The organism is Gordonia terrae (assembly GCF_051789125.1).
GTDB lineage: Bacteria > Actinomycetota > Actinomycetes > Mycobacteriales > Mycobacteriaceae > Gordonia > Gordonia terrae_A.
Genome location: NZ_CP196526.1, coordinates 1,764,111 through 1,791,100, shown reverse-complemented (window position 1 = coordinate 1,791,100; position 26,990 = coordinate 1,764,111). Strand labels below are relative to the sequence as shown.

General features: G+C 69.7%; 27 protein-coding genes. 6 read left to right on the top strand and 21 right to left on the bottom strand.

Features of this window, described 5'->3' with window-relative positions; translation table 11 throughout:
• Positions 1 to 47 precede the first annotated feature (47 nt).
• A complete protein-coding gene (gene guaA, locus ACSUZC_RS08145; protein ID WP_439032339.1) occupies positions 48 to 1,640 on the bottom strand; it encodes a glutamine-hydrolyzing GMP synthase in 1,593 nt (530 codons plus the stop codon).
• A gap of 143 nt (positions 1,641 to 1,783) precedes the next feature.
• On the opposite strand from guaA, the gene ACSUZC_RS08140 reads away from it, so the two are divergent.
• The 3 genes from ACSUZC_RS08140 to ACSUZC_RS08130 are packed head-to-tail and all read left to right on the top strand — an operon-like array spanning position 1,784 to position 3,708.
• On the top strand, positions 1,784 to 2,413 hold the full coding sequence (locus ACSUZC_RS08140; protein WP_439032338.1) for a biotin transporter BioY: 630 nt from the start codon (positions 1,784 to 1,786) through the stop codon (positions 2,411 to 2,413).
• A 21-nt stretch (positions 2,414 to 2,434) separates the two neighbouring features.
• On the top strand, positions 2,435 to 3,109 hold the full coding sequence (locus ACSUZC_RS08135) for an energy-coupling factor ABC transporter ATP-binding protein (protein WP_439032337.1): 675 nt from the start codon (positions 2,435 to 2,437) through the stop codon (positions 3,107 to 3,109).
• A complete protein-coding gene (locus ACSUZC_RS08130) occupies positions 3,106 to 3,708 on the top strand; it encodes an energy-coupling factor transporter transmembrane component T family protein (protein WP_439032336.1) in 603 nt (200 codons plus the stop codon). The genes ACSUZC_RS08135 and ACSUZC_RS08130 overlap by 4 nt, the downstream gene beginning before the upstream one ends.
• A gap of 47 nt (positions 3,709 to 3,755) precedes the next feature.
• On the opposite strand, the gene ACSUZC_RS08125 is transcribed toward ACSUZC_RS08130, so the two are convergent.
• The 3 genes from ACSUZC_RS08125 to guaB all read right to left on the bottom strand — a co-directional run bounded on the left by ACSUZC_RS08125 (position 3,756) and on the right by guaB (position 8,420).
• On the bottom strand, positions 3,756 to 5,531 hold the full coding sequence (locus tag ACSUZC_RS08125) for a GMC family oxidoreductase N-terminal domain-containing protein (RefSeq protein ID WP_439032335.1): 1,776 nt from the start codon (positions 5,529 to 5,531) through the stop codon (positions 3,756 to 3,758).
• A gap of 133 nt (positions 5,532 to 5,664) precedes the next feature.
• On the bottom strand, positions 5,665 to 6,822 hold the full coding sequence (locus ACSUZC_RS08120) for a GuaB3 family IMP dehydrogenase-related protein (RefSeq protein WP_439032334.1): 1,158 nt from the start codon (positions 6,820 to 6,822) through the stop codon (positions 5,665 to 5,667).
• An 86-nt stretch (positions 6,823 to 6,908) separates the two neighbouring features.
• Entirely contained in the window at positions 6,909 to 8,420 is a 1,512-nt protein-coding gene (guaB, locus tag ACSUZC_RS08115; protein ID WP_439032333.1) for an IMP dehydrogenase, read from the bottom strand.
• Positions 8,421 to 8,567: 147 nt separating this feature from the next.
• Here guaB and ACSUZC_RS08110 point away from each other — a divergent pair, with 147 nt between their 5' ends.
• Positions 8,568 to 8,957 carry a DUF5319 domain-containing protein gene (locus ACSUZC_RS08110; protein WP_238422094.1) on the top strand — a complete coding sequence of 130 codons (390 nt, stop codon included), beginning with the start codon at positions 8,568 to 8,570 and terminating at the stop codon, positions 8,955 to 8,957.
• A gap of 143 nt (positions 8,958 to 9,100) precedes the next feature.
• On the opposite strand, the gene ACSUZC_RS08105 is transcribed toward ACSUZC_RS08110, so the two are convergent.
• The 3 genes from ACSUZC_RS08105 to ACSUZC_RS08095 form a co-directional block, all read right to left on the bottom strand.
• The gene (locus ACSUZC_RS08105) at positions 9,101 to 10,210 is read right to left on the bottom strand and encodes an anti-sigma-D factor RsdA (RefSeq protein WP_439032332.1); all 1,110 of its coding nucleotides are present in this window, start codon (positions 10,208 to 10,210) and stop codon (positions 9,101 to 9,103) included.
• A complete protein-coding gene (locus ACSUZC_RS08100; protein WP_439032331.1) occupies positions 10,194 to 10,781 on the bottom strand; it encodes a sigma-70 family RNA polymerase sigma factor in 588 nt (195 codons plus the stop codon). The genes ACSUZC_RS08105 and ACSUZC_RS08100 overlap by 17 nt, the downstream gene beginning before the upstream one ends.
• Positions 10,782 to 10,952: 171 nt before the next feature.
• Positions 10,953 to 11,810, bottom strand: a complete 858-nt coding sequence (locus tag ACSUZC_RS08095; RefSeq protein ID WP_439032330.1) for a hypothetical protein — start codon at positions 11,808 to 11,810, stop codon at positions 10,953 to 10,955.
• Between the two features lie 528 nt (positions 11,811 to 12,338).
• On the opposite strand from ACSUZC_RS08095, the gene ACSUZC_RS08090 reads away from it, so the two are divergent.
• Complete coding sequence (locus ACSUZC_RS08090) at positions 12,339 to 12,635, top strand: WhiB family transcriptional regulator (protein ID WP_439032329.1); 297 nt, start codon at positions 12,339 to 12,341, stop codon at positions 12,633 to 12,635.
• A 94-nt stretch (positions 12,636 to 12,729) separates the two neighbouring features.
• On the opposite strand, the gene groL is transcribed toward ACSUZC_RS08090, so the two are convergent.
• The 8 genes from groL to alr form a co-directional block, all read right to left on the bottom strand.
• Positions 12,730 to 14,346, bottom strand: coding sequence for a chaperonin GroEL (groL, locus tag ACSUZC_RS08085; RefSeq protein WP_439032328.1), 1,617 nt, complete (start codon positions 14,344 to 14,346; stop codon positions 12,730 to 12,732).
• 131 nt (positions 14,347 to 14,477) lie between these two features.
• Positions 14,478 to 14,777 carry a co-chaperone GroES gene (groES, locus tag ACSUZC_RS08080; RefSeq protein ID WP_004019185.1) on the bottom strand — a complete coding sequence of 100 codons (300 nt, stop codon included), beginning with the start codon at positions 14,775 to 14,777 and terminating at the stop codon, positions 14,478 to 14,480.
• A gap of 196 nt (positions 14,778 to 14,973) precedes the next feature.
• The gene (tsaD, locus tag ACSUZC_RS08075; protein WP_439032327.1) at positions 14,974 to 16,020 is read right to left on the bottom strand and encodes a tRNA (adenosine(37)-N6)-threonylcarbamoyltransferase complex transferase subunit TsaD; all 1,047 of its coding nucleotides are present in this window, start codon (positions 16,018 to 16,020) and stop codon (positions 14,974 to 14,976) included.
• Complete coding sequence (gene rimI, locus ACSUZC_RS08070; protein WP_439032326.1) at positions 16,017 to 16,526, bottom strand: ribosomal protein S18-alanine N-acetyltransferase; 510 nt, start codon at positions 16,524 to 16,526, stop codon at positions 16,017 to 16,019. Before rimI ends, tsaD begins: the two co-directional genes overlap by 4 nt.
• The gene (gene tsaB / locus ACSUZC_RS08065) at positions 16,523 to 17,275 is read right to left on the bottom strand and encodes a tRNA (adenosine(37)-N6)-threonylcarbamoyltransferase complex dimerization subunit type 1 TsaB (protein WP_439032325.1); all 753 of its coding nucleotides are present in this window, start codon (positions 17,273 to 17,275) and stop codon (positions 16,523 to 16,525) included. Before tsaB ends, rimI begins: the two co-directional genes overlap by 4 nt.
• A complete protein-coding gene (gene tsaE / locus ACSUZC_RS08060) occupies positions 17,257 to 17,763 on the bottom strand; it encodes a tRNA (adenosine(37)-N6)-threonylcarbamoyltransferase complex ATPase subunit type 1 TsaE (RefSeq protein WP_439032324.1) in 507 nt (168 codons plus the stop codon). Before tsaE ends, tsaB begins: the two co-directional genes overlap by 19 nt.
• Positions 17,763 to 18,899 carry an alpha/beta fold hydrolase gene (locus tag ACSUZC_RS08055; RefSeq protein ID WP_439032323.1) on the bottom strand — a complete coding sequence of 379 codons (1,137 nt, stop codon included), beginning with the start codon at positions 18,897 to 18,899 and terminating at the stop codon, positions 17,763 to 17,765. The genes tsaE and ACSUZC_RS08055 overlap by 1 nt, the downstream gene beginning before the upstream one ends.
• Positions 18,896 to 20,077 (bottom strand): alanine racemase, encoded by a 1,182-nt coding sequence (alr, locus tag ACSUZC_RS08050; RefSeq protein ID WP_439032322.1) that lies wholly within the window; start codon positions 20,075 to 20,077, stop codon positions 18,896 to 18,898. Before alr ends, ACSUZC_RS08055 begins: the two co-directional genes overlap by 4 nt.
• A 122-nt stretch (positions 20,078 to 20,199) precedes the next feature.
• On the opposite strand from alr, the gene ACSUZC_RS08045 reads away from it, so the two are divergent.
• The gene (locus ACSUZC_RS08045; protein WP_439032321.1) at positions 20,200 to 20,718 is read left to right on the top strand and encodes a hypothetical protein; all 519 of its coding nucleotides are present in this window, start codon (positions 20,200 to 20,202) and stop codon (positions 20,716 to 20,718) included.
• On the opposite strand, the gene ACSUZC_RS08040 is transcribed toward ACSUZC_RS08045, so the two are convergent.
• The 6 genes from ACSUZC_RS08040 to ACSUZC_RS08015 form a co-directional block, all read right to left on the bottom strand.
• Positions 20,666 to 22,135, bottom strand: coding sequence for an NAD(P)H-hydrate dehydratase (locus tag ACSUZC_RS08040; protein ID WP_439032320.1), 1,470 nt, complete (start codon positions 22,133 to 22,135; stop codon positions 20,666 to 20,668). The genes ACSUZC_RS08045 and ACSUZC_RS08040 overlap by 53 nt on opposite strands.
• 10 nt (positions 22,136 to 22,145) lie before the next feature.
• Positions 22,146 to 24,008: a glutamine--fructose-6-phosphate transaminase (isomerizing) gene (gene glmS / locus ACSUZC_RS08035; protein ID WP_439032319.1), complete on the bottom strand. Its 1,863-nt coding sequence runs from the start codon at positions 24,006 to 24,008 to the stop codon at positions 22,146 to 22,148.
• Between the two features lie 100 nt (positions 24,009 to 24,108).
• Complete coding sequence (locus tag ACSUZC_RS08030) at positions 24,109 to 25,098, bottom strand: dienelactone hydrolase family protein (protein WP_439032318.1); 990 nt, start codon at positions 25,096 to 25,098, stop codon at positions 24,109 to 24,111.
• A gap of 10 nt (positions 25,099 to 25,108) precedes the next feature.
• Positions 25,109 to 25,369, bottom strand: a complete 261-nt coding sequence (locus ACSUZC_RS08025) for a hypothetical protein (protein ID WP_439032317.1) — start codon at positions 25,367 to 25,369, stop codon at positions 25,109 to 25,111.
• Complete coding sequence (locus ACSUZC_RS08020) at positions 25,366 to 26,538, bottom strand: hypothetical protein (RefSeq protein ID WP_439032316.1); 1,173 nt, start codon at positions 26,536 to 26,538, stop codon at positions 25,366 to 25,368. The genes ACSUZC_RS08025 and ACSUZC_RS08020 overlap by 4 nt, the downstream gene beginning before the upstream one ends.
• Positions 26,535 to 26,915: a hypothetical protein gene (locus tag ACSUZC_RS08015; protein WP_439032315.1), complete on the bottom strand. Its 381-nt coding sequence runs from the start codon at positions 26,913 to 26,915 to the stop codon at positions 26,535 to 26,537. The genes ACSUZC_RS08020 and ACSUZC_RS08015 overlap by 4 nt, the downstream gene beginning before the upstream one ends.
• Positions 26,916 to 26,990 lie beyond the last annotated feature (75 nt).

Sequence of the window (26,990 nt, the reverse complement as noted above, 5' to 3'; positions counted from 1 at the left end):
CCACCGGCCGTTGTCACGCCTCGATCATCCGCGGGCGGCGGTCACGGTCACTCCCATTCGATGGTGCCCGGCGGCTTGCTCGTCACGTCGAGCACCACGCGGTTGACCTCGGCCACCTCGTTGGTGATACGGGTCGAGATGGTCTCCAGGACCTCGTAGGGCACTCGCGTCCAGTCCGCGGTCATGGCGTCTTCGCTGGACACCGGCCGCAACACGATGGGATGGCCGTAGGTGCGGCCGTCACCCTGGACGCCCACACTGCGGACGTCGGCGAGCAAGACCACCGGGCACTGCCAGATCTGCGAGTCGAGCCCGGCCGCGGTGAGTTCCTCCCGGGCGATCAGGTCGGCCTTGCGCAACAACTCCAGACGGTCGCCGGTGACCTCGCCGACGATGCGGATCGCCAGGCCGGGACCGGGGAACGGCTGACGCGCGACGATCTCCTCGGGCAATCCGAGTTCGCGGCCGACGGCACGCACCTCGTCCTTGAACAGCAGCCGCAGCGGTTCGACGAGGCTGAACTCGAGATCGTCCGGCAATCCCCCGACGTTGTGATGGCTCTTGATGTTCGCGGTCCCGCTGCCGCCGCCGGACTCGACCACGTCGGGGTAGAGCGTGCCCTGCACGAGGAAGTCCACCTTCTCCCCCGCCTCGGCCTCCTCGCCGAGGACCTCGCTGACCGCGCCCTCGAACGACCGGATGAACTCCCGGCCGATGATCTTGCGCTTGGTCTCGGGATCGCTGACGCCGGACAGCTCACGCAGGAAGGTGTCCGCGGCGTCGACGGTGACGAGTTTGGCGCCGGTAGCGCCGACGAAGTCGTGCTGCACCTGCTCACGCTCACCCGCACGCAGAAGCCCGTGATCGACGAAGACACACGTCAGACGGTCGCCGATGGCGCGCTGCACCAGTGCGGCCGCGACCGCCGAGTCGACACCACCGGACAGTCCGCAGATGGCCCGGCCGTCGCCGATCTGGTCGGCGATCGCATCGATGAGCGCATCGGCGATGTTGGCCGCGGTCCAGGTGGCCTCGAGGCCGGCGATCTCGTAGAGGAAGCGCGTGAGGATCTGCTGTCCGTGCGGCGTGTGGAGCACCTCGGGGTGGTACTGCACACCGGCCATGCGGCGCTTCAGATTCTCGAAGGACGCGACCGGTGCACCGGGTGTCGACCCGGTCACCGTGAACCCCTCGGGCGGACTCTGGACGGCATCGTTGTGGCTCATCCACACCGGCTGGGTGTCGGAGAGCCCCTGATACAGAATGCCTTCGCCGTTGGCCGTCAGAGTCGTACGACCGAACTCACGCCCTCCGGTGTTGGCGACCTCGCCGCCGAGCTTGTCGGCCATCGCCTGGAAGCCGTAGCAGATGCCGAACACCGGGACGTCCAGGTCGAACAGTGCCGGATCGAGATCGGGCGCATCCTCGGCGTACACCGACGACGGGCCGCCGGACAGGATGATCGCGACCGGATCCTTCTCCTGGATCTTCTCCAGCGGAGCGTCGTGGGAGATCACCTCGGAGTAGATCCGCGCCTCGCGAACCCTGCGGGCGATCAGCTGCGCGTACTGCGCACCGAAGTCGATGACGAGAACCGGCCGGGGGCCCTCGAGGAAATCCTCACCAGAAGAGTCTGTCACCGGGCCGAGTCTAGTGGGCGTCGCACCGGTCTCTCCTGCTCACCCCGGCCCGCGCCGGGCGGCCGTGGCCGGAGGCACACCGAGCCCGCGGTGTGGCCTGCACCGAGGGCGTCCGGACCGACGTGAAATACTCCGCAATCGACATGACTGCATCGCCGGAAACCCCCCATCGCTGGTCGCTGAGCATCGGCGACCTCACCCAGGCCGCCGTGTTCGCCGCGCTGATCGCCGCGCTCGGACTGCCCGGGACCATCAACATCGGCTCCAGCGGTGTGCCGATCACCCTCCAATCACTCGGCGTCATCCTCGCCGGTGCGGTCCTCGGCCCCAAGAAGGGCACCCTCGCGGTCGTTCTGTTCATGGTGCTCGCGATCGCCGGGCTGCCGATCCTCGCCGGCGGCCGCAACGGTTACACCTCCCTCTCGTCGCCCACCGCGGGCTTCTTCATCGGGTTCCTGCCCGCCGTGATCGTGATCGGCGTGCTGACCGCGATGATGCTCGGCGTCGGCACCACCCCGCGGTACCGCGTGCTCTGGGGCATCGGCATCAACGTGCTCGGCGGGATCGTCGTGCTCTACGTGTTCGGAATCGTCGGTCTGCTCCTGCGCACCGACCTGACGGTGTGGGCGGCGCTGTCCGCCAACGGTCCGTTCATCCCCGGTGACATCGCGAAGTCCGTGATCGCCGCGCTGGTCGCCGCCCAGGTCCATCGCGGGCGACCCGGACTCATCGCACCGATGCGACTGTCGCGGCGTGCCGCCGCCGGCAGCTGACGCGGCGGTGGCCCGAGCCGGATGATCGAGTTCGAGAACGTCTCGCACGCCTACGACGGTCGCGTCGTGCTGCGCGACGTCTCGCTCACGTTGTCGGAGAACCGCATCGGGATAGTCGGGGCCAACGGCAGCGGTAAGTCGACCCTGGCGCGGATGATCAACGCGCTCGTCGTCCCCGACTCCGGGACCGTCACCGTCGACGGCCTGCCGGTCGCGAAGAACAAGCGCGAGGTCCGCCGGCGGGTGGGGTTCATCTTCTCCGACCCCGACCGCCAGATCATCATGCCGACCGTACTGGAGGACATCGAACTGTCCCTGCGGCGAACCGATCTCGACCGCGCGCAACGCAGCACCCGCGCCCGTGAGATCCTCGCGCGGTTCGGACTCGCCGACCACGCCGACCACCCGGCGCAACGACTGTCGGGCGGACAAAAGCAGCTCCTCGCCCTCGCGTCCATCTTCGTGACCGACCCGGCCATCATCGTCGCCGACGAACCGACCACCCTGCTCGACCTGCGCAACACCCGCATGCTGACCCGCGTGTTCGACAGCCTCGACGAACAGCTCGTCGTCGTCAGCCACGACCTCGACATCCTCGCCGGCTTCGACCGGGTGATCGCCATCGACGACGGCCGCGTCGTCGCCGACGACGCACCCGGCCCCGCACTCGCCGCATACCGCAGGCTCATGTCGTGAACGTGCTCGGCGTCTACCGGCCCGGCACCACCCTCGTGCACCGCCTGCCAGCCGGATTCAAGTTCCTCGCGATGGGCGTGCTCATCCTCGTGTTGTCGCTGACCGTGCGGTCGCTACCTGCGCTCGGGATCGCGACCCTCGGCGTCGCGGTGATCTACGCGCTGGCCGGGATCGGCCCCCTCGAGGCGTGGCGGCAACTGCGCCCGCTCCTGTGGCTGCTGCTGTTCATCTTCGCGTTCCAGGTCGTGTTCACCGATTGGCAACGGGCCGTGGTGATCTGCGGTGTCCTCGCGCTGTCGGTCGCGCTCGCCGCCGTCGTCTCGTTGACCACGCGCACCACGGACATGCTCGACACGATCGTGCGCGCACTGAGACCGCTGGCCCGCTTCGGTGTGCGGGTGGACCTCATCGCGATCGCGTTGGCCCTCACGATCCGGGCGATCCCGCTGATGGTCGAGGTGGTGCGCGAGGTCGACGAGGCCCGCAAGGCGCGCGGGTTGCGTCCCGGGCCGCGCATCCTCGTGGCACCGGTGGTGCTGGCCGCCCTGCGCACCGCGGACGGGTTCGCCGACACCCTCACCGCGCGCGGCCTGGACTGAGCGGACGGGATTTCGTAGTCAGAATGCGCCTATAGCGCACATTGTTGCTACGAAACCCGTTGGGTCGTGACGGCAGGCGCGACCGGCGTGATGGGCAACCGCAGCGCACCCGGCGCCTCGGCGGGGACCACCGGCGAGGCCGGCGGGGTAGGGCTGATCCGCCGGTAGGGCTCGCCCTGACCGGGCCGACGATCGTCCTCACCCTTGTTCGGCCACAGTGCGGCCGCACGTTCGGCCTGCGCGCAGATCGTCAGAGACGGATTGACGCCGAGGTTCGCCGACACCGATGCGCCGTCGGCGATGTGCAGGGTCGGGTAGTTCCAGACGCGCTGATACGGATCGATGACGCCGTTCGCGGGGTCGTCGGAAATAGCGCAACCGCCGAGGTAGTGGGCGGTCAGCGGCATGTTGACGATGTCGCCCCAGGTGCCGCCCGCCACTCCGTCGTTCAACTTCGCCGCGATGCGCCGCGTCGCCTCGTTGCCCGCGGGTATCCAGGTCGGGTTCGGCTCGCCGTGCCCCTGCTTGCTGGTGATGTACCGCAACGGCCCGCGCTTGCGTACGAACGTGGTCAGCGAATTGTTGTTGTTCTGCATCACCAGCGCGATGACGGTCCGCTCGCTCCACTGACGCACGACCAGCAACCGCACCAGCAGGAACGGGTTGCGCGCGACCTGACGAAGGAACTGGCCCAGCCGGTGTCGGCGTGTGCCGCCATCGGTCAGCAGCGTCTGCAGATAGGCGATCGCGTTGGAGCCCTTGCCATATCGCACCGGCTCGATGTGGGTGTTCGGTTCCGGATAGAACGACGAGGTGATCGCGACGCCACGCGAGTAGTCGTTCTCCGGGTCGATACGCGAACCCATCGCACCGAGAATCGACTCCGAATTCGTGCGGGTCAGGCGACCCATCGCATCCGAGATGTGCGGCAACGTACCGAGTTTCGCGTGATGCAGCAGTCGCTGGGTGTTGAACGTGCCCGCGGCCAGGATCACCTGCCCCGAGGTGATCGTCCGCCGGCGCCGGCCCACCGGTCCCCACGACGACGAGTGGTGCGTACCGACCTCCCACACGCCGTCTCCGCGCTGCCGCAACGTGTCCACCGTGGTGCGGTCGATGATGGTGGCGCCGTTGCGTTCCGCGAGGCCGAGGTAGTTCTTGAGCAGCGTGTTCTTCGCGCCGACGCGGCACCCGGTCATGCACGCGCCACATTCGGTACATGCGGTCCGCTCCGGCCCCGCGCCCCCGAAGTACGGGTCTGCGACCGTCTCACCCGGCGCCCCGGCCAGACCCGTCTTCGCGCCGAAGAACACCCCGACGGGCGTGGGCGTCACGGTGTCACCGACACCCATCTCGGCGGCGACCTCGGCCACCACCCGGTCCGACGCGGTCACGGTCGGATTGGTGACGACGCCGAGCATGCGCCGGGCCTGGTCGTAATACGGGGAGAGTTCGTCCTCCCAATCGGTGATGTGGTTCCACTGGGGGTCGGTGAAGAACGGCGTCGGCGGCTTGTAGAGCGTGTTCGCGTAGTTGAGCGATCCTCCGCCGACCCCGGCGCCGGCCAGGATCATCACGTCCTTGAGCGCGTGGATGCGCTGGATGCCGTACAGACCGAACTTCGGGGCCCAGAGCCAGCGGTTCAGCCGCCAGCTGGTCTTCGCGAACTCGTCGTCCTCGAAACGGCGGCCCGCCTCGACGACGGCGACCCGATAGCCCTTCTCCACCAGCCGCAGTGCACTCACACTGCCTCCGAATCCCGATCCGACGATCAACACGTCGTAGTCGGTGGTGCCGCGATCGCCTCGCCTGTCAGAACCCATGCGACCATGCTAACGCGCATTGTCACATAAGATGACCCAGGTCACCCTAACCCTGAAACGCTCGGCGCCGACGCCCTCGTACCCAGGTGCGCACAGCGGTCGCGAAGCAGTCGGCACGCAGCACCGACGCAGCTCAGGCGCGGACGGAGAGCCCCACGCGCTGGAATTCCTTCAGGTCGCAGTAGCCGGCCTTGGCCATGGCCCGACGAAGCCCGCCCACCACGTTCGACTCACCGTAGGGATCGTCGGACGGGCCGTAGAGGACCCGCTCGAGACTCGGCCGTTCCTCGTCGGCGGCCACCTGCAGCAGGGCCCCGCGCGGAGTGTCGGGGTGTGCGGCGGCGGACGGCCAGTACCAGCCGCCGCCCGGCGCCGAACTCGTCGCCGCGAGCGTGGTTCCTAGTACCGCGGCATCCGCGCCGCACGCGATGGCCTTGACCAGGTCACCGGAGCTGTGGATGTCGCCGTCGGCGATGACGTGGACGTAGCGCCCACCGGTCTCGTCGAGGTAGTCACGGCGCGCTGCGGCCGCGTCGGCGATGGCGGTGGCCATTGGTACGCCGATGCCGAGGACCTCGCCTGTCGTCGTCGCGCCTGCCGCCGACCCGTAGCCGACGATGACGCCCGCCGCGCCGGTCCGCATCAGGTGCAGGGCCGTGCGGTGGTCGTGGACACCGCCCGCGATGACCGGCACGTCGAGGTCGGCGATGAAGGTCTTGAGGTTGAGCGGCTCGCGCTGGGTGCCGTCGGCGTCGACCTGCGCCACGTGCTCGGCCGAGATGATCGTGCCGTGCACCACCAGGATCTCGACCCCGGCAGCCAGCAGGGCGGGGGTGAGCTCGGGCGCGTGCTGCGGACTCACGCGCACCGCGGTCGTGACACCGGCCTCGCGGACCTGGGCCACCGCCTCGGCGAGGAGGCCGCTGTCCAGCGGCGCGGAGTGCAGGCGCTGCAGATGGCGGATCGCCGCATAGGGGTCGGGGTCGTTGGCCGCGATCGCGACCAGTTCGGCGATCTTGGCCTCGACGTCGCGGTGGCGTGCCCAGAGGCCCTCGCCGTTCAGGACGCCCAGCGCGCCCAGCTTGCCGAGTTCGATCGCGACCGCCGGCGACACCAGCGCGTCGGTCGGATGACTCAGGATCGGCGACTCGAAACGGTAGGCGTCGATCTGCCAGGCCGTCGAGACATCCTTGGACGAGCGGGTCCGACGGGACGGGACGATGCTGACGTCGTCCAGTTCGTAGGTCCGTCGGGCCGTCCGGCCCATGCCGATTTCGACGAGGTCACGCACCACTGCGCCTTTCTGCGGAGTTCAGCTGCACACCGACCCTACGGCGTCGCCCGCCGGGCACACCCGGCGGGAACGAGGGAGGTAGGTCAGCGGGAATAGTAGTTGGGAGCCTCGGCGGTCAGCGTGATGTCGTGCGGATGCGATTCCTTGAGCCCGGCGGCGGTGATCTGGACGAACCGCGCCGTCTGCAGGTCGGTGATCGTCGATGCCCCGGTGTAACCCATCGCGGCCCGCAGGCCGCCGACCAGCTGGTGGATCACCTGTGACAGCGGACCGCGGAACGGCACGCGCCCCTCGATACCCTCCGGGACCAGCTTCTCCTCCTTGAGGACGTCGTCCTGGAAGTAGCGGTCCTTCGAATACGACTTCGCCTGTCCGCGGCCCTGCATCGCACCGAGCGACCCCATGCCCCGGTAGCTCTTGAACTGCTTGCCGTTGACCAGGACCAGCTCGCCGGGCGCCTCGGCGGTGCCCGCGAGCAGCGAGCCGAGCATCGCGGTGGACGCACCGGCCGCGAGGGCCTTCGCGATGTCGCCGGAGTACTGCAACCCCCCGTCGGCGATGACCGGCACACCGGCCTTCTGGCAGACCGCGACGGCTTCGAGGATCGCGGTGATCTGCGGGGCGCCGACACCGGCGACCACGCGGGTCGTACAGATCGAGCCGGGTCCGACGCCGACCTTCACCGCATCCGCACCGGCGTCGATGAGAGCCTGGGCGGCCTCGCGGGTCGCGACATTGCCACCGACGACGTCGACGCGCTCGCCGACCTCGGCCTTCAGCTTGGCGACCATGTCGAGCACGAGCCGATTGTGGGCATGGGCGGTGTCGACGATGATGACGTCCGCGCCCGCGTCGGCCAGCGCCATGGCCCGGTCCCACTGCGGGTCGCCGGTGCCGACGGCGGCACCGACGAGCAGACGGCCGTCGGAGTCCTTGGTGGCGAGCGGATGCTGCTCGGTCTTCACGAAGTCCTTGACGGTGATGAGACCGGTGAGGCGGCCGTTTCCGTCGACGATGGGCAGCTTCTCGACCTTGTTGCGACGCAGCAGTCCGAGCGCCGCCTCGGCGGACACGCCCTCCTGGGCGGTGATGAGCGGGGCCTTGGTCATCACCTCGGCGACCGGGCGGCTCTGATCGACCTCGAAGCGCATGTCGCGGTTGGTGATGATGCCGACCAGTTCGCCCTTGTCGTCGACGACCGGCAGTCCGGAGATGCGGTAGCGCGCGCACATCGCATCCACCTCGGCGAGGGTGTGCGACGGCGTGCAGGTGACCGGATCGGTCACCATGCCCGCCTCGGACCGCTTGACGGTCTCGACCTGGCCGGCCTGCTCCTCGATCGAGAGGTTGCGGTGGAGGACGCCCATGCCGCCGGCGCGAGCCATGGCGATGGCCATCCGCGACTCGGTCACGGTGTCCATCGCCGAGCTCACCAGGGGCACGCGTAGCGTCACGTTCTTGGTCACCCGCGACGAGGTGTCGACCTCGCTGGGGATCACGTCCGAGGCCGAGGGCAGCAACAGGACGTCGTCGAAGGTCAGGCCGAGCATCGCGACCTTGCCGGGATCGTCTCCACCGGTACGAACATGCGTCATCGGACCATCGTATCGACTGCCCCGGTGCGGCGATCGTCACACAGGCGTCTTTGCGCCGGTAGGGCCGCCCGGGGGGATGCGTTCGGCGTCCGGGCGACCGGTGAATGCCTGCGGCGCAGGCGCCTCACGATCGGCTACGGTGGTGATGTGCGTGACCACCTGCCACCCGGCCTCCCGCCGGACCCGTTCGCCGACGATCCCAGCGACCCCGCCTCCGCCCTGGACAGCGTGGAGCCGGGTATCCCGCTGGACGAGAACGAGCGGCTCGCGGTGGAAGAGGATCTCGCCGACCTCGCGCTCTACGAGGCACTGCTGGCCCACCGCGGTGTCCGCGGCCTCGTCGTCGTCTGCGAGGACTGTCACGAAGACCATTACCACGACTGGGACATGTTGCGTGCCAACCTGATCCAGCTGCTGATCGACGGCACCGTCCGTCCGCACGAGCCGGCGGTCGACCCACGTCCCGATTCCTACGTCACCTGGGATTACTGCCGCGGTTACGCCGATGCGCGTAGCCACATCGACGAAGGACGCTGACCGGCCCCACTGCGGCCCCATCGCGGCGGATGCCTGGGATCCGATCCAGACGCGTCGCCTCGACTCCGCCCTCCGATCACGAAGAAGGCCCCGTACCGACTCGGTACGGGGCCTTTCTCGTCGTCACGTCACATGCGCGAACGTCAGCCGATCGGCCGACCCGAGGCGTCCACACCGGGCGGCGGCGTCCACGGGATCTCCGGGAACTCGGCCGGGAAGCGCGTCACCTTGGTGCTCGACGTCGGTGTCGACGGTTGTGCGGGTCCGCTCGACGGGGCCTCCGACGACGGGCCCGGCTCCTCGCTGGGCACCTCCGGCAGAGTCGTCGGGTTGTCGGACTCCTCACCCGGAGGCGTCGAACCATCGGCGGGCGACGGCTGTTCGCTGTTGCGCAGATCGGGTCGCGTCGGTTCGATCGTCGTCGGCTGCTCGCTCCCCGACGGCAGGGGCAGGGAGGTCACGTCGGGCAGACCGGCCCCCGCGCGCAGGCGGTTCAGCCATTCGGTCATCTCGTCGCGCATCTCGTTGTCGCGCATGGGTCCCATGCGCTCGGATGCCTCGGCGAGCAGGCTTGCCGCGGTGTCCGGATCGCCCGCGGCGATGGCCGCCTCGGCACGCTCGAGGTTGTTGCGCACGTCGTGGGCGGCCTGCGTCTGCGACGCCGCCTCGGCGAACACGACCTGCTTGATGCCCCAGAGCGGGTCGCCGGGCTGCGAACCCTCCGACAGCACGGTGAGGCCCGCGGCGGCCACGATGACGATGGCGGCGGCGCCCGACACGACGCGCAGGTGGCGCACCATCCGGCGACCCCGGCTCGCCCTCTCGGTGGTTCCGATGGCGCGCTCGACGTCGTCGACGGAGATCAGCCGCTCGGCCGGCTTCGACACGACCTCGGACTTCCAGCCCGAGAGCAGTTCGGCCAGTTCGTACTCGGCCGCGTCACGTGTCGGTACGGGCACGTCCCGCGTGAGGGCGTCGAGGAAGTTCTCGTCGAACCCGACCTCGGAGAGGTTCGGAGAGCCGTCGGCCAGCGGATCGACGTCGTGGTCTGGGTCTCGGTGGTCGGAGTCCCGTGGGTCTGAGTCACGGTGAGCCCACTCAGGGGAGATCGGCTCGACCGGTCGTGGACCGGGACCCGCGGGCGCGGGCCCGCTCGGCCCGGGCGCGCGTCGATGCGCGGGCGGTTGACCGGGTCGGTTCGGCTGGTCACCGCCGGCGACACGGCGTCGACGCCAATCAGACTGTCCGCTCATCGTGACCTCCTGTCCGTCTCAACTCGTCTTTCAATCTCGCCAGTGCCCGGTGCTGGGCGACGCGTACGGCACCGGCGGTGCTTCCGATCGCCTGGGCTGTCTCTTCTGCCGACATCCCCACGATCAGCCTCAGGACCAGCACCTCGCGCTGCTTCTCGGGCAGGATCGCCAGGAGCGAGCGCATTCGTCTGCTGCCGTCGGCGTCGATCGCGAACTGTTCGGGACCGCCTGCGGCGTGCGACACCTCTGGGAGTTCCTCGACCGGGTCGGACTTGACCCGTGCGGCCACCCGCATCGCGTCGGCGACCTTGTGCGAGGCGATCCCGTATACGAAGGCCATGAACGGTTTGCCCTGGTCCCGGTACCGGGGCAGTGCGGTCATCACCGCCATCAATGCCTCCTGCGCGATGTCGTCGGCGGAGAACAGATGACGTTCCCCGACCCCGATGCGTCCTCGGCAGTAGCGCAGGATCGGTTCCTGCACGCTTTCGAGAACTGACGTGAGAGCGGCACGATCGCCCTGGCCTGCGGCCCGGACGGCGTCGTTCAACTCACCACCTGTCAACTTCATCGCGTGTAGGAATCCCCGTGTTACAGATCGGCCAACCGGCCTCGCCAGTCCTGTCGCGGGCCCCGGCACATTGCCGGCCCCGCTCGTGAGCGTCGTGCGGTGCGGCAACAGCAGCATCACAGGACGTCATAAGGCGGCGACGACGTGGCAGACCCCAACACACCTTAGCCATCAACCCTCCGGTCTCAGCGCCATGCCCTTGCCCACGAGCGTGGCGCGGAGCCGACGATGCCGCCGCGCCTCGTCGTAGGACGCGTCGCCGGTCCCCGACAGCAGACTCGAGGCGGCCCACTCCAGCGGTGCCAGCCCGTGGTCGCGCGCGTCGCGGATGACGTCCCGCGCCACCGTGGCCGCACCACCCGGATCCCCGGCGCCCAGCGTCGCGGCGGCCGCGATCAGTGTGGTCTTGACCCGGTGACGGGCCGGTGTCGTCATCCCCGCGGCGTCCATCTCCCGGATCAGCTCCGCGCCCGCGCGGGCGTGAGCGAGTCCGGCGGCGATGTCGCCGCGATAGAGCCCCAGTTCGGCGCTCACCCACTCCCAGCGCAGGCGGCATCGCGTCGAGGTCACCCACTCCCCGGTCGCCGGGCCCCAGCTCCACGCGCCGATCTCCGCTCCGTCCCCCGTCGGGTCGAGGACAGGGAACGCGCGGTCGAGGAGGCGCCGAGCGGCGTCGAAGCGCAGCAGACCCAGGTTGTCGGCGGCGAGGCCGACGAGCGCATCGGCGACCGCGGCCCGCGCCGGTGAGTGTTCGGCGTGTTCGGGTGCACCGATCTGCTCGACGGGGACGCCGGCCCGCGCGACCGTGGCGAGCGCCAGGCCGTCGAGCGCGTGTGCCCGTCCATGACGACCGGCCTGCCGGAACAGCGAGGCCCGAGTGCTCCGGCACAGGGACAGCAGCGCCGTCGCCTCGGGGGACGGCGGCCCACCTCGCCGCGCGAGGGCACGTTCGAGTTCGGTGAGCGCCGCGGAGGCCGACGCGTACTCACCCCGGCCGCCGGCCTCGACGGCACGGTGCCAGATGTGCATCCGGGGCGTCTGCGTCGTCACTGGCGGCCGGGGTGATTCGGGCAGTTGGGCCACAAGGGCCGTCCCCGCAGTTCAGGGCCGTGTCCGGGGGCGATCGAGGTGTTCTTGGTCACTGCAACTTTTCTGGTTTGCATGAATTTAACGAACGATTCCCAACGTTAATTCTCCGGTCAGATCACGCATGCATCATCGAGAGATTTCTGGTGTGTAAATCGGGTCGGTCGACCTCACTGCGACCACGGCGACCCGCTAGCCGTGAATGCTTGATCCCGTTCTCGGGAAAGTCCAGCTCAGCCCTGGTTTCGGTTGTCTTGTCAGGGGGTACTGTGAGGGGGTTGGACGATTGTGCTATCACCGGGTACCCCGCTAACCCGCCGTTAACATTCTCGAGACTTTTCCGCCCTTCCTGACCCATTCGGGGGCTATTGACGCGATTTCTCAGGTCCGCTTAATGTGAGCTCAGCGTTGTAGGAAATCGACGTTTCTTCACCGAGCACCTCGGTGCGGCCCAGACAAGGAGTAGCTGCCATGCCTCAGCCCAATCATCTCCCCGGCCCCAACGCAGACATCTGGGACTGGCAGATGTCAGGACTCTGCCGCGGCGTCGAATCGTCGATGTTCTTCCATCCCGACGGCGAACGTGGACGCGCTCGCGCCCAGCGTGAACGGCGCGCCAAGGAGATGTGCCACCAGTGCCCCGTGATCGCCCAGTGCCGCGAGCACGCTCTCGCAGTGGCCGAACCCTACGGCATCTGGGGCGGACTGTCGGAGTCCGAGCGCAGCATGCTGATGAAGCGAGGGGTCGGGCGCCGTATGGCCAGCTGATACCTGAGGCTTCCCGGACGTCACCGACGACCGAGAAAGAGCCGGGCATCCTCGTCGAGGATGCCCGGCTCTTCGGTTTCTCAGCCCGGACGCGTCAGTGGGCGTGTCCGTGCCCGGCGTGGCCGGCCGACTCTTCTGCCGGCTTGTCGACCACCGCGGTCTCGGTGGTCAGCACCATCCGGGCGACCGACGCGGCGTTGACCACCGCGGAACGGGTCACCTTCACCGGGTCGATGATCCCCTCGGCGACGAGATCGCCGTAGGTCAGGCTCGCGGCGTTGAAGCCCTTGCCCTGCTCGGCGGACGAGACCTTGTCGACAACGACGGCGCCGTCGAGGCCGGCGTTGGCCGCGATCCAGAACAGCGGAGCCTTCGCCGCATCCCGCACGACCCGAACGCCCAGCGCCTCGTCGCCGGTCAGCGAATCCGCGAGCGCGTCGAGCTTCTTGGCCGCCTGCACGATCGCGGAGCCACCACCGGGGATGATGCCCTCCTCGACCGCTGCCTTCGCTGCGGCGACGGCGTCCTCGACGCGGTGCTTGCGCTCCTTGAGCGCGGTCTCGGTGGCCGCGCCGACGCGGATCACGGCGACGCCGCCGGCGAGCTTGGCGAGCCGCTCGGCGAGCTTCTCCTTGTCCCAGTCGGAGTCGGACTGCTCGATCTCACGACGCAGCTGCGCCGACCGGTCGGCGATGGCCTCCTTGGTGCCCGCACCCTCGACGATGGTCGTGGCGTCCTTGGTGACGACGACGCGACGGACCGAGCCGAGGACCTCGAGCCCGACGGTCGGCAGGCTCAGGCCGATGTCGGTGGAGACCACGGTGCCACCGGTGACGACGGCGAGGTCTTCGAGGAACGCCTTGCGACGGTCACCGAAGAACGGCGCCTTGACCGCGACCGCGCGGATCGTCTTGCGGATCGAGTTCACGACGAGGGTCGACAGCGGTTCGCCCTCGACGTCCTCGGCGACGATCAGCAATGACTTGCCTGCCTCGACGACCTTCTCCAGCAGCGGCAGGAAATCCGGCAGCGAGCTGATCTTGTCGCGATAGAGCAGCACGAGGGCGTCCTCGAGAACGGCTTCCTGGCTGTCGACGTCGGTGACGAAGTACGGCGACAGGAAGCCCTTGTCGAACTGCACGCCCTCGGTGATCTCGAGATCGGTGCTGACGCCCGAGCTCTCCTCGACGGTGACGACACCGTCGGCGCCGACGGCGGTCATCGCCTTGCCGACCATCTCGCCGATCTCCTCGTCGCGCGAGGACACGGTCGCGATCTGGGCGATCGCCTGCTCACCGGCGACCGGCGTGGCGGCCTCGAGCAGCGCGTCGCTCAGGGCCTCGGCGGCCTTGCTGATCCCCTGTCCGAGAGCGATGGGGTTCGAGCCGGCGGCGACATTGCGCAGGCCGGCCTTCACCATCGCCTGCGCGAGAACGGTTGCGGTGGTGGTGCCGTCACCGGCGACGTCGTTGGTCTTGGTCGCGACCGACTTCACCAGCTGCGCACCGAGGTTCTCGAACGGGTCGTCGAGGTCGATGTCACGCGCGATGGTGACGCCGTCATTGGTGACGCTGGGTCCGCCGAATGCCTTGGCGAGCACCACATGTCGTCCGCGCGGGCCGAGGGTGACCTTGACGGTGTCGGCGAGTTGGTCAATTCCTCGCTCGAGCGCCCGTCGCGCGGTTTCGTTGAATTCGATCTGTTTGGCCATGAATCACTTTCTTCACGGGAGCTCCTCGGCGCAACGCACACCGCCCCGGTACCCCTGCACGGGGCGCCGGGGCGGTGTGAGACGCGAGTAAGTCTCCGGGATCTACTCGGCCGGAGTTCTCGGTACCGGTCCTACTTGCCGATGACGGCGAGGACGTCGCGTGCCGAGAGGATCAGGTACTCCTCGCCGGCGTACTTGATCTCGGTGCCGCCGTACTTGCTGTAGATGACGGTGTCACCTTCCTTGACGTCGACGGGGACGCGGTTGCCCTGCTCGGTGACCCGACCCTCGCCGACGGCGATGACGGTGCCTTCCTGCGGCTTCTCCTTGGCGGAGTCCGGGATGACCAGGCCCGAGGCGGTGGTCGTCTCGGCCTCGACGGCCTGCACCAGGATCTTGTCCTCAAGCGGCTTGATGTTCACGCTCGCCACGATGTGAGTCCTCAACTTTCGTACTGAGAAAGAATCTGCACGTTCACGGCTCTGGGACAAAACCTCGTCGTCGCGGGTGTCCGAGGCTTCACTCAGCGCCAACTAGCACTCTATACATGCGAGTGCCAGCACTCAAGGGCGCAGGGTGCGAAAGTCCCCGTGTTCGCTCGCCGCGATCGTCAGCGAACGAGTGGGGTCACAGCTGACTGACCCGAACCGACATGGCCGGGTCCGACGCCACGGTCAGCGGCGACGGCTCCGCACCGCCGCCGATGACATGCGCGCCCAGGGTCGCGATCATGACGCCGTTGTCGGTGCACAAGCGGGGCTTCGGGACTCGCAGGGTGATGCCCGCGGCACCGCACCGCTCCTGTGCCAGCGACCGGATCCGGGAGTTCGCCGTCGCTCCCCCGCCGAGCACCAGGGTGTCCACGCCGAGGTCGGTACAGGCACGCACGGCCTTCATCGTCAGCACGTCGGCGACCGCCTCCTGGAACGATGCGGCCACGTCGGCAACGGGGACAGGCGTCCCATCCCGCTGGCACCGCTCGACGTGGCGGGCGACGGCGGTCTTGAGCCCACTGAACGAGAAGTCGTGGCGGGAGTCGCGGGGACCGGTCATGCCGCGGGGGAACGCGATGGCGGTGGGGTCTCCGTCCTGCGCGGCCCGGTCGAGCGCGGGCCCGCCCGGAAATCCGAGACCCAGCAGCCGTGCCACCTTGTCGAAGGCCTCGCCGGCCGCGTCGTCGACCGTGGTGCCCAGTTCGACGATGGGCCGGGAGAGGTCGGTGACATGCAACAGATGCGTGTGTCCGCCGGAGACGAGCAGGGCGACGCACTCGGGCATCGGCCCGTGCTCCAGGGTGTCCACCGCGACATGCCCGCCGAGGTGGTTCATCGCGTACAGCGGCACATCCCACGCCAGGGCATACGCCTTGGCGGCCGCGACGCCGACGAGCAGCGCGCCCGCGAGACCGGGTCCGATGGTGACCGCGATGGCGTCCGGTCGGTCGACACCGGCGGCCTCCCGCGCGCGGCGCATTGTCGGCACGATGGCCTCCAGGTGCGCGCGCGAGGCGATCTCGGGTACGACGCCACCGAACCGGGCGTGCTCGTCCACGCTGGAGGCGACCTCGTCGGCGAGCAGCGTCGCGAAGCCCGGGGTGTCCCCGTCGGCGGGCGTCCACCGCACGATGCCGACACCCGTTTCGTCACACGAGCTCTCGATACCCATGACGATCACGCGGGGCCCTCCTCCGGTTCGAGCGGCCGTCCCGACACCGGGAGCCGCAACATCGTGTAGGCGTCGGCACCGGACGGCTGATAGTAGTTCCGCCGGATCCCGGCGGTGGAGAACCCGTGCCGCGAGTACAGGGCGATCGCGACCTCGTTGTCGGTGCGCACCTCGAGGAAGACCGGCGCGTCGTTCCCGTCGGCGACGACCAGCATCGCCTCCAGCAGAGCGCGGCCGATCCCGCGTCCGCGATGGTCCGGGTCGACGGCGATGGTGTGGATCTCGCATTCATAGGCGTCGGGCTGGCCCAGGGTCGAGATCCCGGCGTAGCCGATGATGTCGGCGCCGATCCGCTCCCGGGCCGCGAAATACGTGTTGTACGGGGCGTTGAGCTCCGCCCGGAACGCCGCGGCCGGCCACGGTGAGTCGTCGGCGAACATCTGCTTCTCCAGTGCCGCGCACCGAGGGATGTCGCCGTAGGTGAGGGCGTCGATCACCAGTTCCGGCGTCGTCATGGCCGAACGCCTACTCGTCGATCCTTCTGCTCCACAGCGTCGGGACGCCGGAGATACAGCGGCACAAGCGGTTCCGGATCGCGGCCGGCGGTGATGTCCGGTCCGGCAACCGCGACGAGGCCCCGTACCGTCGGCACCGTGACCGACGGCGGCCCACCGGCCCAGCCGACCAGATCGAGATGGGGTGCCGACCCCGCGGCCACACCGAACCGTCCGGCAGCCAGATCCGCGGCCAGTTCGTCGGCCACCAGGGCGGGTGCGGTCACCTCGGGACCGCGTCGACGATGGCCGCTGTCGTAGACGGCCCAGTACACCTCGCGCCGGCGGGCGTCGGTCACCACAAGGGTCGCGGTGCCGTCCGCCTCGGGCACGCCGGCCTCGTGGGCGAGCGCGTCGAGCGAGCACACGCCGTAGGCGGGGATGGACAACGCGTCGGCGAAGCCGGCGCCGGTGGCCATGCCCACCCGCAGGCCGGTGAACGGGCCGGGGCCACATCCGACGACGACAGCGGTCAGATCATTTCGCGCGCAACCTGATTCGGTGAGCGACTCGGCGATGAGGGTCGTCAGCAACTCGGCGTGCCTGCGGTGATCGGCGACCACCCGTTCGGCGAGGACCCGAACCTCGCCGCCGGCCAGCTCGGCGATTCCGGTCACCACCGAGTCGGTCGCGGTGTCGACCGCGAGCACCAACCCCTCACCCATCAGACCCCGACCAGTTCCGACCCGGCTCATTCGTCGCTCACCCATTCCCATTCCGCATGCCGCACATCGCTGTCCACGTCCCGTCGGAGTCGGACGACGAGATGCCGGTCGGCCAACCGTTCGGCCACGCCCTCGCCCCACTCGACCACGATGACCGCGTCCTCCAGATCGGAGTCCAGATCGAGAGCGTCGAGTTCGTCCAGGACACCCGAGCCGCCTCCGGCACCGCCCAGCCGGTAGGCGTCGACGTGGACCATCGCCGGTCCGCCCGGACGCCCGGGTCGGTGCTCGCGGGCGATGATGAAGGTGGGCGACGTGACCCGGCCGACGATGCCGAGGCCCGCACCGATCCCCCGGGCCAGTGCCGTCTTCCCGGCACCCAGCGGTCCGTCGAGGATCACCACGTCGCCGGCCGCGAGAATCGATGCCAGTTCCCTGCCGAATGCTTCGGTGTCGGCGACGTCGGGCAACGCACGGGTGCCGGTCCGGGCGTCGACACCGTGGGGCTCGACCGTGTTCGGTTCACCGGACATCAGCGGCCCCGCTTCCACCAGCGGCGGCGAGGTGCCGGCAGCGCGACCCGTGCCCTGTCGACCAGTTCGACGATCGCGTCGGTCACCAGTTGCGGCTCCTCCATCTGGACCATGTGCCCGGCGCCCTTGGCGACCACGAGTCTCGAATCCGTGCCGAGCTGGGAGTACATCCGCACCGAATTGCGCAGGGGTGTCAGTCGGTCGCGGTCGCCGCACACGACCGTGGTCGGCACCTGCGCGATGACCGGAAGTGCGGTCGACTCGTCGTGGATCTCCAAGGCGTGCAAGAAGTTCACGATGGTCTCGATCGGCGTGCTCTGGATCATCTTGTCCACCGCGCTGCCCAGCGCGGGGCTGTAGAACGTGGGCCCGAAGCTGGCGGCCACCAGAACCGGTTCGAGCGCCGACCTGGTGAGACCCCGCCCGGCCTGGACCAGACGCGGGGCGCGGCGCACGCTCATCCGGAACGCGTCGATCACCGGATTCCGCAGTCCCTCACCGAGTCCCGCGTCGGTGAGACCACGCGACGCGGTGGCGACGAGACCGACACCGGCAACGGGACCGTGGGTGGAGAACAGCGCCGGATGCCGGCGCGCCAGGCCCATCAGCGTCATGCCTCCCATCGAGTGGCCCACCAGCACAACGGGTCCCACCGGGACGGTCGCCCGGATCACCGCTGCCGTGTCGTCGGCCAGCTGCGCGATCGTGCAGGTCTCGGTGGGCGCGGGGTCGCTCTCGCCGTGTCCGCGATGATCGAAGAAGACCATGCGGTACTTGCGGTCGCGCCACTCCTGCGCGAGCTGCTCACGTTGGAAGTGCCAGCTGGACAGGCGCAGACTGAAGCCGTGTACGAAGACGATGGTGAGGTCGGGCGCGGTGTCCGCGGAGACCCCGCCGAGGTCGACGATGCGGACCGCGAGCTCGAGCCCGTCATCGGTGGTGACGGTCTGCGCCCGCTCGCCGTACAGCGCGGTCAGGTCGACGTCGGCGTGCGGATCCGCTTTGCCCACAACACTCTTGCGCGCGATGTTGCGGGCCGCGCCGACCGCGGCCATCCCGCCGAGGGCAGCGATGCCCGCCACCCCGGCCAGCAGTCCGACGCGTTGGGAATCGTCCACCAGTGCCACCCCGCTCATCGTCCGGTCACCGTGTCACCGCGACCCGAGTCGCCACCGGCGGAGTTCGCCTGAACGGGGTCGACATAGCGTCGAACCACCCGGGTGCCGATCTGCGACACGATCTCGTAGTCGATCGTGCCGATGGCGTCGGCCCAGTCCTTGGCGGTGGGTCCGCCCGTCCGACCGGTGCCGAAGAGTTCGGCCTCGTCACCCTCGCGCACGCCCGCGCCGTCGGGCCCCAGATCGACTACGAGCTGATCCATACAGATCCGGCCCACACCGTCGAACAGCCGCTCGCCGATGCGCACCCGGAGACGTCCCGACAGCAGCCGCGGCACACCGTCGGCATATCCGGCGGGAACCACGGCGACGACGGTGTCGCGCGGCGCGATCCACGTCTCGCTGTAGGAGACGCCCTGTCCCGCGGCGACCTTTTTCACCAGTGCGATCCGCGCGGTCAGCGTCATGGCCGGGATCAGGCCGAAGTCGCCGCGGGACGGCACGGGTGTGCGTCCGTAGACCGCGATTCCGGGGCGGACCATGTCACGCGACAGATCCGGCCTGGTCAGCGCCGCCGGGGAATTCGCCATGTGCACCACCTCCGGCGCCGCACCGAGGCGGGCCAGATCGGCCACGGCGCGGTCGAGGCGGGCGGCCTGCTCGTCGTTCAGCGGATGGTCGGGTTCGTCTCCGCGCGCGAGGTGGCACATCGCGGCACGCAGGTGGACCGACCCGTCGGCGTGGGCTTTCGCGACGCGCTCGGCGAAGTCGTCCCATTCGTCGACGGCGACACCGCTGCGATTGAGACCGGTGTCGACCTTGACCGTGACGGTGGCCGGGGTCCCGGTCTCCTGAGCCGCCGCGATCACCGCTTCGAGCTGCCAGGTCGATGACAGGGCGATGTCCACAGCGTCGGTGATCGCTCCGGCGAAGTCGGCTCCAGGTGCGTGCAACCACGAGGTGATCGGCGCGCTGATCCCGGCCGCGCGGAGGGCCCGTGCCTCGGTGATGTGGGCCACTCCGAGCTCGGCCGCGCCGGACTCCAGGGCCGTTCGGGCGACGGGTAGCGCGCCGTGACCGTAGGCGTCGGCCTTCACGACGGCCATGACGGCGGCACCCGAAGCGGCGCGGATCACGCCGACGTTGTGGGCGATCGCGCCGAGATCGACGGTCGCGGTCAGAGCGGGGGAAGTCATCGCCGACCATTGTCCCAGATCGGCAGCACGGCCTCGTCCCGGCCGGGTGTCACCGCCGCCCTGCGTCGTATCGCGGTCATCGACTGAGTAGTCCCACCGATGTCGCACGTGCCGAACCCCGGTTGAGTGGACTGCACGCCACCTCGCCCCACCGCCCGTACCTCTCCGCTCTCACGAAGGTCACCATGTACGCCGTCACCACCCCCCTCCACGTCGGCCCGGACGACTTCTCGCCCGTGGATCCCGCCGGAATGCCCGCTTTCCACCCTGCCGGTCACCCCGTGGGTGCGCCGTCGCCGCGGCCCGGGCTGCGTCCGTCGCTGCTGTCCTGGGCCGCGAACGCGCTCGCATGGGTGGGCTTCGTCGTCGCCACCGTGCTCCTCCTCCTCGCCTTCGGGAGGGCACTGGCCGGGGAGCCGGCCGACGCCTACGGGGTGGCGGCGCTCGCGGTGTTCGGCGTCGCCGTCCTCGCCACGATCGGCGCTTGCGTGGGTCTGGCGGTCTCGTGGATCGCCCGGACCCGGGCGGGCGAACTGCGACGGGCCGGCCCTGTCGCCGACCTCGTCGCGTTGTCGTCGGTGACCGTGTTCACCGTTCTGACGGCCTGCTACCCGCTCGTCTTCGTGGTGATGGCGTGGTGAATTCGCGAATCGCCGGCCGCAGCGCGGACAGCAGGTCCGACGCCCCTATCGGCGCCCCGCGGCTCGCGAGCCCGGCCGCGCGGGCGTGCACGCGTGCCGCTGCGACGCCCGCCGCCTGAGGGGATCGTCCAGCCGCCAGAAGCGCTCCGGCCACCCCCGACAACACATCCCCGGCCCCTGCGGTCGCCGCCCACGACGATCCCGCGTCGTTGCCCACGACGTCTCCTGAGGGGTCGGCGACCAGTGTGACGCGACCCTTGAGGAGGACCGTCACACCCCACCGCGACGCCAGATCGGCGACTGCCGCGAGACGGTCGGCGCCCAGCTCGGCGCCGCTCAACCGCGCGAACTCGCCGGCGTGCGGGGTGAGGAGGGTCGGCGCGGACCGTGCGTCGACGAGGTCGGGGTGGCGGGCGATCAAGGTCAGTGCGTCGGCGTCGGCGAGGACCGGGACGTCGTTCGCCAGCACCGTACGCAACGTGGCCAGAGCGGCGTCGTCGGTTCCCATCCCGGGTCCCACGACCCAGGCCTGCACCCGTCCGGCGTCGGAGAGGTCGGGGGTGGCGACGACCTCCGGCCAGTGCGCGACGACTTCGGCGTGCGCGGACCCGACGAACCGCGTCATCCCTGACGTCGCGGTGACCGCGGCCCCGGTGGCCAGGATCGCGGCACCGGGATAGCGGTGCGATCCCGCGATGACGCCGACGACGCCCTGGGTGTACTTGTCATCGGCGGGACCCGGTAGCGGCCAATCGATCTCGGCGTCGGACCAGGACGACAGCCGAGGCCCCGCCGGCGCGTCGGCCGCCGGCTGCCCGAGACCGATGTCGACCAGCACGACGCGCCCGCAACGCGGCGCCGCCAGCAGGTGCGCCCGCCGCAGCGCTCCGAACGTGACCGTGACGTCGGCCCGCACCGACGGGGTGTGGACCTCACCGGTGTCGGCGTCGATGCCGGACGGAAGGTCGACTGCCACGACGCGGGTGTCGGACCCCAGCGCGCCGAAGATCTCGGCGGCTGCCGGGCGGAGCGGACCACGCCCGCCGATACCCACCACGCCGTCGACGACCACGTCGAGCCCGTCGGGGAGGTCGGCGACGGTCCGGCCGCCGGATGCCACGAACGCCCGCAGCCCGGCCGGATGGGCCTTGTCCGGCGCCAGCAGGACCGCGTACACGCGCACTCCACGCCGCGACAGTTCGGCCGCGGCGAAGAGCGCGTCACCGCCGTTGTCTCCGGCCCCGACGACCACCCCGACCGCGCGGCCGTAACACCCGCCCGTCCGGTTCAGCTCCCCCACCACGGCCTGGGCGACGCCGTGCGCGGCACGACGCATCAGGGTGCCGTTGTCGAGCAGCTCCCCCGTGGCGCGCTCGGCGGCGCGGACCTCGTCGGCGGTCAGGTAGCGGGTCGGCATCCGCGCGCCACTATTCGACGGTCACCGATTTGGCGAGATTCCGCGGTTTGTCGACGTCGTAGCCTCGCGCCTGCGCAACGCTGGCGGCGAACACCTGCAGCGGAACGGTCGAGACCAGCGGTTGCAGCAGCGTCGGCGTCTTCGGGATCGGGATGAATTCGTCGGCGACCGCCCGGGCGGCGACGTCGTCGGGTTCGGCGATGACGATCGTGCGCGCCCCGCGTGCCTGGATCTCGCGGATGTTGCTGACCATCTTGGAGTGCAGCATCGCGCGTCCCTCGGGCGAGGGCATCACGGTGATCACCGGTAACCCGTCCTCGATGAGCGCGATCGGACCGTGCTTGAGCTCACCGGCCGCGAAACCCTCCGCGTGCATGTAGGCGAGTTCCTTGAGCTTGAGCGCGCCCTCGAGCGCGACCGGGTAGCCCACATGCCTGCCGATGAACAGCACGGTGTTGTGGTGTGAGAGCGAGCGTGCGAGCTCGCGGACCGGTTCCATCGTCTCCAGGACCTCTGCCACGGAGTCGGCCATCGCCTCGATCGCGGCGAACTCGCGCGCCACCTCGTCGGCGTACTTGGTGCCGCGAGCCTGGGCGAGCGCGAGACCGACCAGGTAGGCGGCGACGATCTGGGCGAGGAAGCACTTCGTCGATGCGACACCGATCTCGGGCCCGGCGTGGGTGTAGAGCACCGCATCGGACTCGCGCGGGATCTGCGCACCGTTGGTGTTGCAGATCGCGAGCACGCGCGCCTTCTGGTCCTTGGCGTGCCGCACGGCCTCGAGAGTGTCGGCCGTCTCCCCCGACTGCGAGATGGCCACCACCAGGGTCGACCGGTCGAGAACCGGGTCGCGGTAGCGGAACTCGCTGGCGAGCTCGATCTCGACGGGCAGGCGCGTCCAGTGTTCGATCGCGTACTTGGCCAGCAGACCCGCGTGGTAGGCGGTACCGCAGGCGACGACGAAGACCTTGTCGACATCGCGCAGGTCGTCGTCGGTCAGGCGTTGCTCGTCGAGGACGATGCGCCCGTTCTGCAGATGACCGAGGAGGGTGTCGGCGATCGCACGCGGCTGCTCGGCGATCTCCTTGAGCATGAAGAAGTCGTATCCGCCCTTTTCTGCGGCGGCGAGATCCCAGTCGATGTGGAACGGCTTTCCCACCCGCGGGTTCTGCTCGAAGTCGGTGATCGTGTAGGAGTCGGCGGTGATCACCACGACCTCGTCCTGACCCAGTTCCACCGCGTCGCGGGTGTGCTCGATGAACGCCGTCACATCCGAACCGACGAACATCTCGCCCTGACCCACACCCACGACGAGCGGCGTGGAACGCCGGGCCGCGACGATGGTGTCCGCGTGATCGGCATGGGTGAACACCAGCGTGAACGCACCTTCGAGGCGCCGGAGCGCGGCGTAGGCGCTCGCCACGAAGTCTCCGGCCGTGGGGCCGAGCGCGTAGTACTTCGAGACCAGGTGGACCGCGGTCTCGGTATCGGTCTCGGAACCGAATTCGACGCCGTCGTTCTCGAGTTCGGCGCGCAGTTCGGCATAGTTCTCGATGATGCCGTTGTGCACGACCGCGATCTTCCCGTCGTCACTGGCATGCGGATGGGCGTTGCGGTCGGTCGGCTTGCCGTGCGTGGCCCATCGGGTGTGACCCATGCCGGTGGTTCCCGACAGCGCGTCGCGACCGACGGTCGCGATCTGCTTGTCCAGGTTCTCCATGCGGAGAGCCTTCTTCTGGATGGCGGTGTTACCGGCGCCGTCGAGGATCGCGACACCCGCCGAGTCGTATCCGCGATACTCCATCCGTCGCAGCGCGTCGACGACGATGTCCAGGGCATCGCGGCGCCCCACGTATCCCACGATTCCACACATAGCTAGTCAGCGTACCTGCGCTCCGGGCGTCGACGGCGTCACACGTCCGCTCGCCCGCCCGGGTCACCCGTAGGGTGCCGACCAGGCGCGGGACACCATCTCATTCGATGGTGTCGGGCACCACCGCGTTGGGGGCCCCGGCCGGGACCGGCCCGGCGGCGCGACGACGCTTGCGCTCCTTGGCACCCAGCAGTTTGGCGATCTTGTCCTGGATCTCCGGCGGATCATCGAGGTCGACGGCCGGGACCTTCCCCAGGACGGTGTCGGCGTCGGCGAACGCCGCGTACCGCTCGTCCTCGTCGAGGGTGTACAGGAAGAAGCCGGTGAGCATCGCACGCACCGCGGAGTGGGTCTTCTTGTCCGCCCCGTTGCTGCCGAGCAGGGCCTTGATCGACCGGTGCTCGACGAGCCCGCGCGACGACGCGGCGGGCGGGATACGCAGCACCACCCTTGCGGAGTCCTCGCCGTCGGCATGGTCGGACCCGTACGCCTGCGCGAGCGGCAGCGCATTGCTGTCGATGCTGTCGAGTTCGCCGATGGCCGACACGAGGAGCCCCGGCGCCTCGACCCGGCGAGCGGCAGGCAGGAGCGCGGCGGTGGTGGGTGCGGGGAACAGTGCCGCCACACCGCGAACCGGCAGAGGGTCCTGGCCGTGCAGGCGTCCCGGGGCGGCGGCGATGATCGCCGACGAACCGCCGAAGCCGTGCCCGGCGAAACCGACCTTGCGCGGATCGACGGTGATGTCGCCGAAGCCCAGGGGGACGCGCGTCACGATCGACAGCGCCGACCGCAGATCGGCCGCCAACGCGTCGTCGGAGGCCAGCACGCCTCGTTGACCGGCCGGGACGGCGACGACGATGCCCCACGACGCGAGGTGCTGGCAGAGGTCCTTGTAGCGCTCCGGCGACGTCATCCATCCGTGGCCGAAGGCGATGGCCGGCAGACGCGACCCACCGGCGGGTGTGAACACCACCCCCGGTGTTCCCACGATCCCCAGGTCGCCGCGGAGAACACGGTGGGGGCCGCGACGGGCGAGCGCGGACATCAGTTTTGCGGGCGACTGCGGCTTCGGACGCTTCTTCCCTGGCACAGCAGACAGCCTATGTGGTCGTCGGCGGCAGATGGGGACTGGCGTCGGCCACGTCGGCGGGCAGCATGATCCCCGGGGTGGCGTCCGCCGCGTCCGCGGCGTTCTCGAGTTCTTCCCGCAGGCGCTCGGTCTCCGTGCGCACCGAGTTGCGGAGATGATCGTCCATCGCCAGGTCGAGGTCGCGCTGCCGTGCGGAGAACCGGTGGGATGCCCTCGCGACCTCGGCGGTGGCACTGCGCGCCAGGGCCTCGATCTGGTCGGCGAGATTCACTGGTCACCCGCCAGCGCCAGATCGCCCGACGACCGGTCCGGCGGCCCCGACGGGTTCGGATCGGCGCCGGGCGGGGTCCGCGCCGTGTCGGCGACGGCACGGGCCGGCGCCGTCGACTGCCGGTGCGCACCGTCGCGTCCGGGCTCGACGGATGCAGGGTGGCCGGATGCAGCCTGGTCGGACTCGGGTGGCGCCCCGGCGAGGCCGCGCAAGCGGAAGGGCACGTCGACGTCGTCCTCGCTGCCGCGGGTGCTGCCCACGGTCTCGACCGGCGCGGGCGGTTGCGAGGTCTCGGGCCGGGCCGAACCGCCGGGTGCCGCGGCAGCGACTTCCGCCGGGAGATGCTCGGTCGTCGATTCGGCGAGCCACGATCGGGGCGGTACAGGATCCGACGGGGCAGGATCCGGCAGGGCAGGATCCGGCGCGGCGCCCGTGGTGGTGTGCCCGGTCCCGCCGGTGTGCGCCGGGTGTGCAACCGCCGACCGCGCGGACTCCACCGGCGGCGGCTCGGGTGTCGCGGAGCGCGCGTCCGTGGGATACGCCTCGTCGTCGATCCCGTCGAGTGACCGGTTGAGGAGGTCGAGGATGCCGGCGATGCCGCGTGCGGTGGCGTCGGCGGCGGTGGTGAACATCTCCACCCGTGATCGGATGTCCTCGATCACCACCCCGGCGGGAACGCGCCCGGTCAGGACCGCTTGTGGTAGTTCGGCGGGAGCCACGCCCGCGACCGAGGGAACCGAGAGACGGGCCACCGTGAGGTAGAAGGTGCGCAGCAGTCGGTCGATGCCGGACGCTGCCGCCGAGGTGGCGTCGGTGAGCGTGCGCAACATGTGCAGGTCGGACTCCGCGCGGCGCTGGTGGTCGATGACCGCACCGATCGCCACGACCGCGGAGTCGCTGTTCCATCCGTCGTCGAGGCGGACCTGCTGTTCGGGGAGATGGTGCAGCTGCTCGGAGACCGTGCGATGCGCCGCCACCAGGGCACGACTGTCGGCCGACAGCGCGGCGACGTCGAAACGATCGATGGCCCCCAGACCGTGCCGGAGAGCGTCGGCGGTGGGCGCTGCGACACCCATCAGACGACCGGCCGCGACCACATCGATCAACGACTCCACACCTGTGCGCGCGTCCTGCCGCAGAACCGTCAGGGAATCCTGGTCGCGCCTCATCCGAAGTCCGTCCGGGCGGCGGGCAGCGCCCTGGCGATCTCGCCTGCGACGCGGTCGTCGCCGTCGGACATGACGATCGCACTGTTGCGGAGCGTGCCCGCGAGTTCTCCCGCCGCGCCGGCCTGCACCCGAAGCCGTTGCGCCAGAGTCGCACTCAGCTGCCGGTACGTCGTCGCCAGTTCGTCGAACGTCGCCGCGGCTCCGATCGGCACGCCGTCGGAGGACTCGGGACGCGTCCGTGCCCACACGCCGAAGTCGTGCGTCTCCAGATCGTCGGCGACCGCGCTCAGGATCAGAGACGACCTACGGTAGAAACCCGCAACCGCGGACACCTGCGCGGTGTCCATGGCGATCGGGCGCCGATCGATGTCGTCCACGCCACCCCTCCCGACGATCCGGACCTGGTGGGTCCGATTCCCGCTGTTCTCACGGCTCTGCTCTCTTGGACGCAG

Coding starts and splice junctions, on each gene's coding strand:
- ACSUZC_RS08140 (WP_439032338.1), top strand. CDS start 1,784: ATGACTGCATCGCCGGAAACCCCCCATCGCTGGTCGCTGAGCATCGGC.
- ACSUZC_RS08135 (WP_439032337.1), top strand. CDS start 2,435: ATGATCGAGTTCGAGAACGTCTCGCACGCCTACGACGGTCGCGTCGTG.
- ACSUZC_RS08125 (WP_439032335.1), bottom strand. CDS start 5,531: ATGGGTTCTGACAGGCGAGGCGATCGCGGCACCACCGACTACGACGTG.
- guaB (WP_439032333.1), bottom strand. CDS start 8,420: ATGACGCATGTTCGTACCGGTGGAGACGATCCCGGCAAGGTCGCGATG.
- ACSUZC_RS08105 (WP_439032332.1), bottom strand. CDS start 10,210: ATGAGCGGACAGTCTGATTGGCGTCGACGCCGTGTCGCCGGCGGTGAC.
- ACSUZC_RS08100 (WP_439032331.1), bottom strand. CDS start 10,781: ATGAAGTTGACAGGTGGTGAGTTGAACGACGCCGTCCGGGCCGCAGGC.
- ACSUZC_RS08095 (WP_439032330.1), bottom strand. CDS start 11,810: ATGCACATCTGGCACCGTGCCGTCGAGGCCGGCGGCCGGGGTGAGTAC.
- ACSUZC_RS08090 (WP_439032329.1), top strand. CDS start 12,339: ATGCCTCAGCCCAATCATCTCCCCGGCCCCAACGCAGACATCTGGGAC.
- groL (WP_439032328.1), bottom strand. CDS start 14,346: ATGGCCAAACAGATCGAATTCAACGAAACCGCGCGACGGGCGCTCGAG.
- rimI (WP_439032326.1), bottom strand. CDS start 16,526: ATGACGACGCCGGAACTGGTGATCGACGCCCTCACCTACGGCGACATC.
- tsaB (WP_439032325.1), bottom strand. CDS start 17,275: ATGGGTGAGCGACGAATGAGCCGGGTCGGAACTGGTCGGGGTCTGATG.
- tsaE (WP_439032324.1), bottom strand. CDS start 17,763: ATGTCCGGTGAACCGAACACGGTCGAGCCCCACGGTGTCGACGCCCGG.
- ACSUZC_RS08055 (WP_439032323.1), bottom strand. CDS start 18,899: ATGAGCGGGGTGGCACTGGTGGACGATTCCCAACGCGTCGGACTGCTG.
- alr (WP_439032322.1), bottom strand. CDS start 20,077: ATGACTTCCCCCGCTCTGACCGCGACCGTCGATCTCGGCGCGATCGCC.
- ACSUZC_RS08040 (WP_439032320.1), bottom strand. CDS start 22,135: ATGCCGACCCGCTACCTGACCGCCGACGAGGTCCGCGCCGCCGAGCGC.
- glmS (WP_439032319.1), bottom strand. CDS start 24,008: ATGTGTGGAATCGTGGGATACGTGGGGCGCCGCGATGCCCTGGACATC.
- ACSUZC_RS08020 (WP_439032316.1), bottom strand. CDS start 26,538: ATGAGGCGCGACCAGGATTCCCTGACGGTTCTGCGGCAGGACGCGCGC.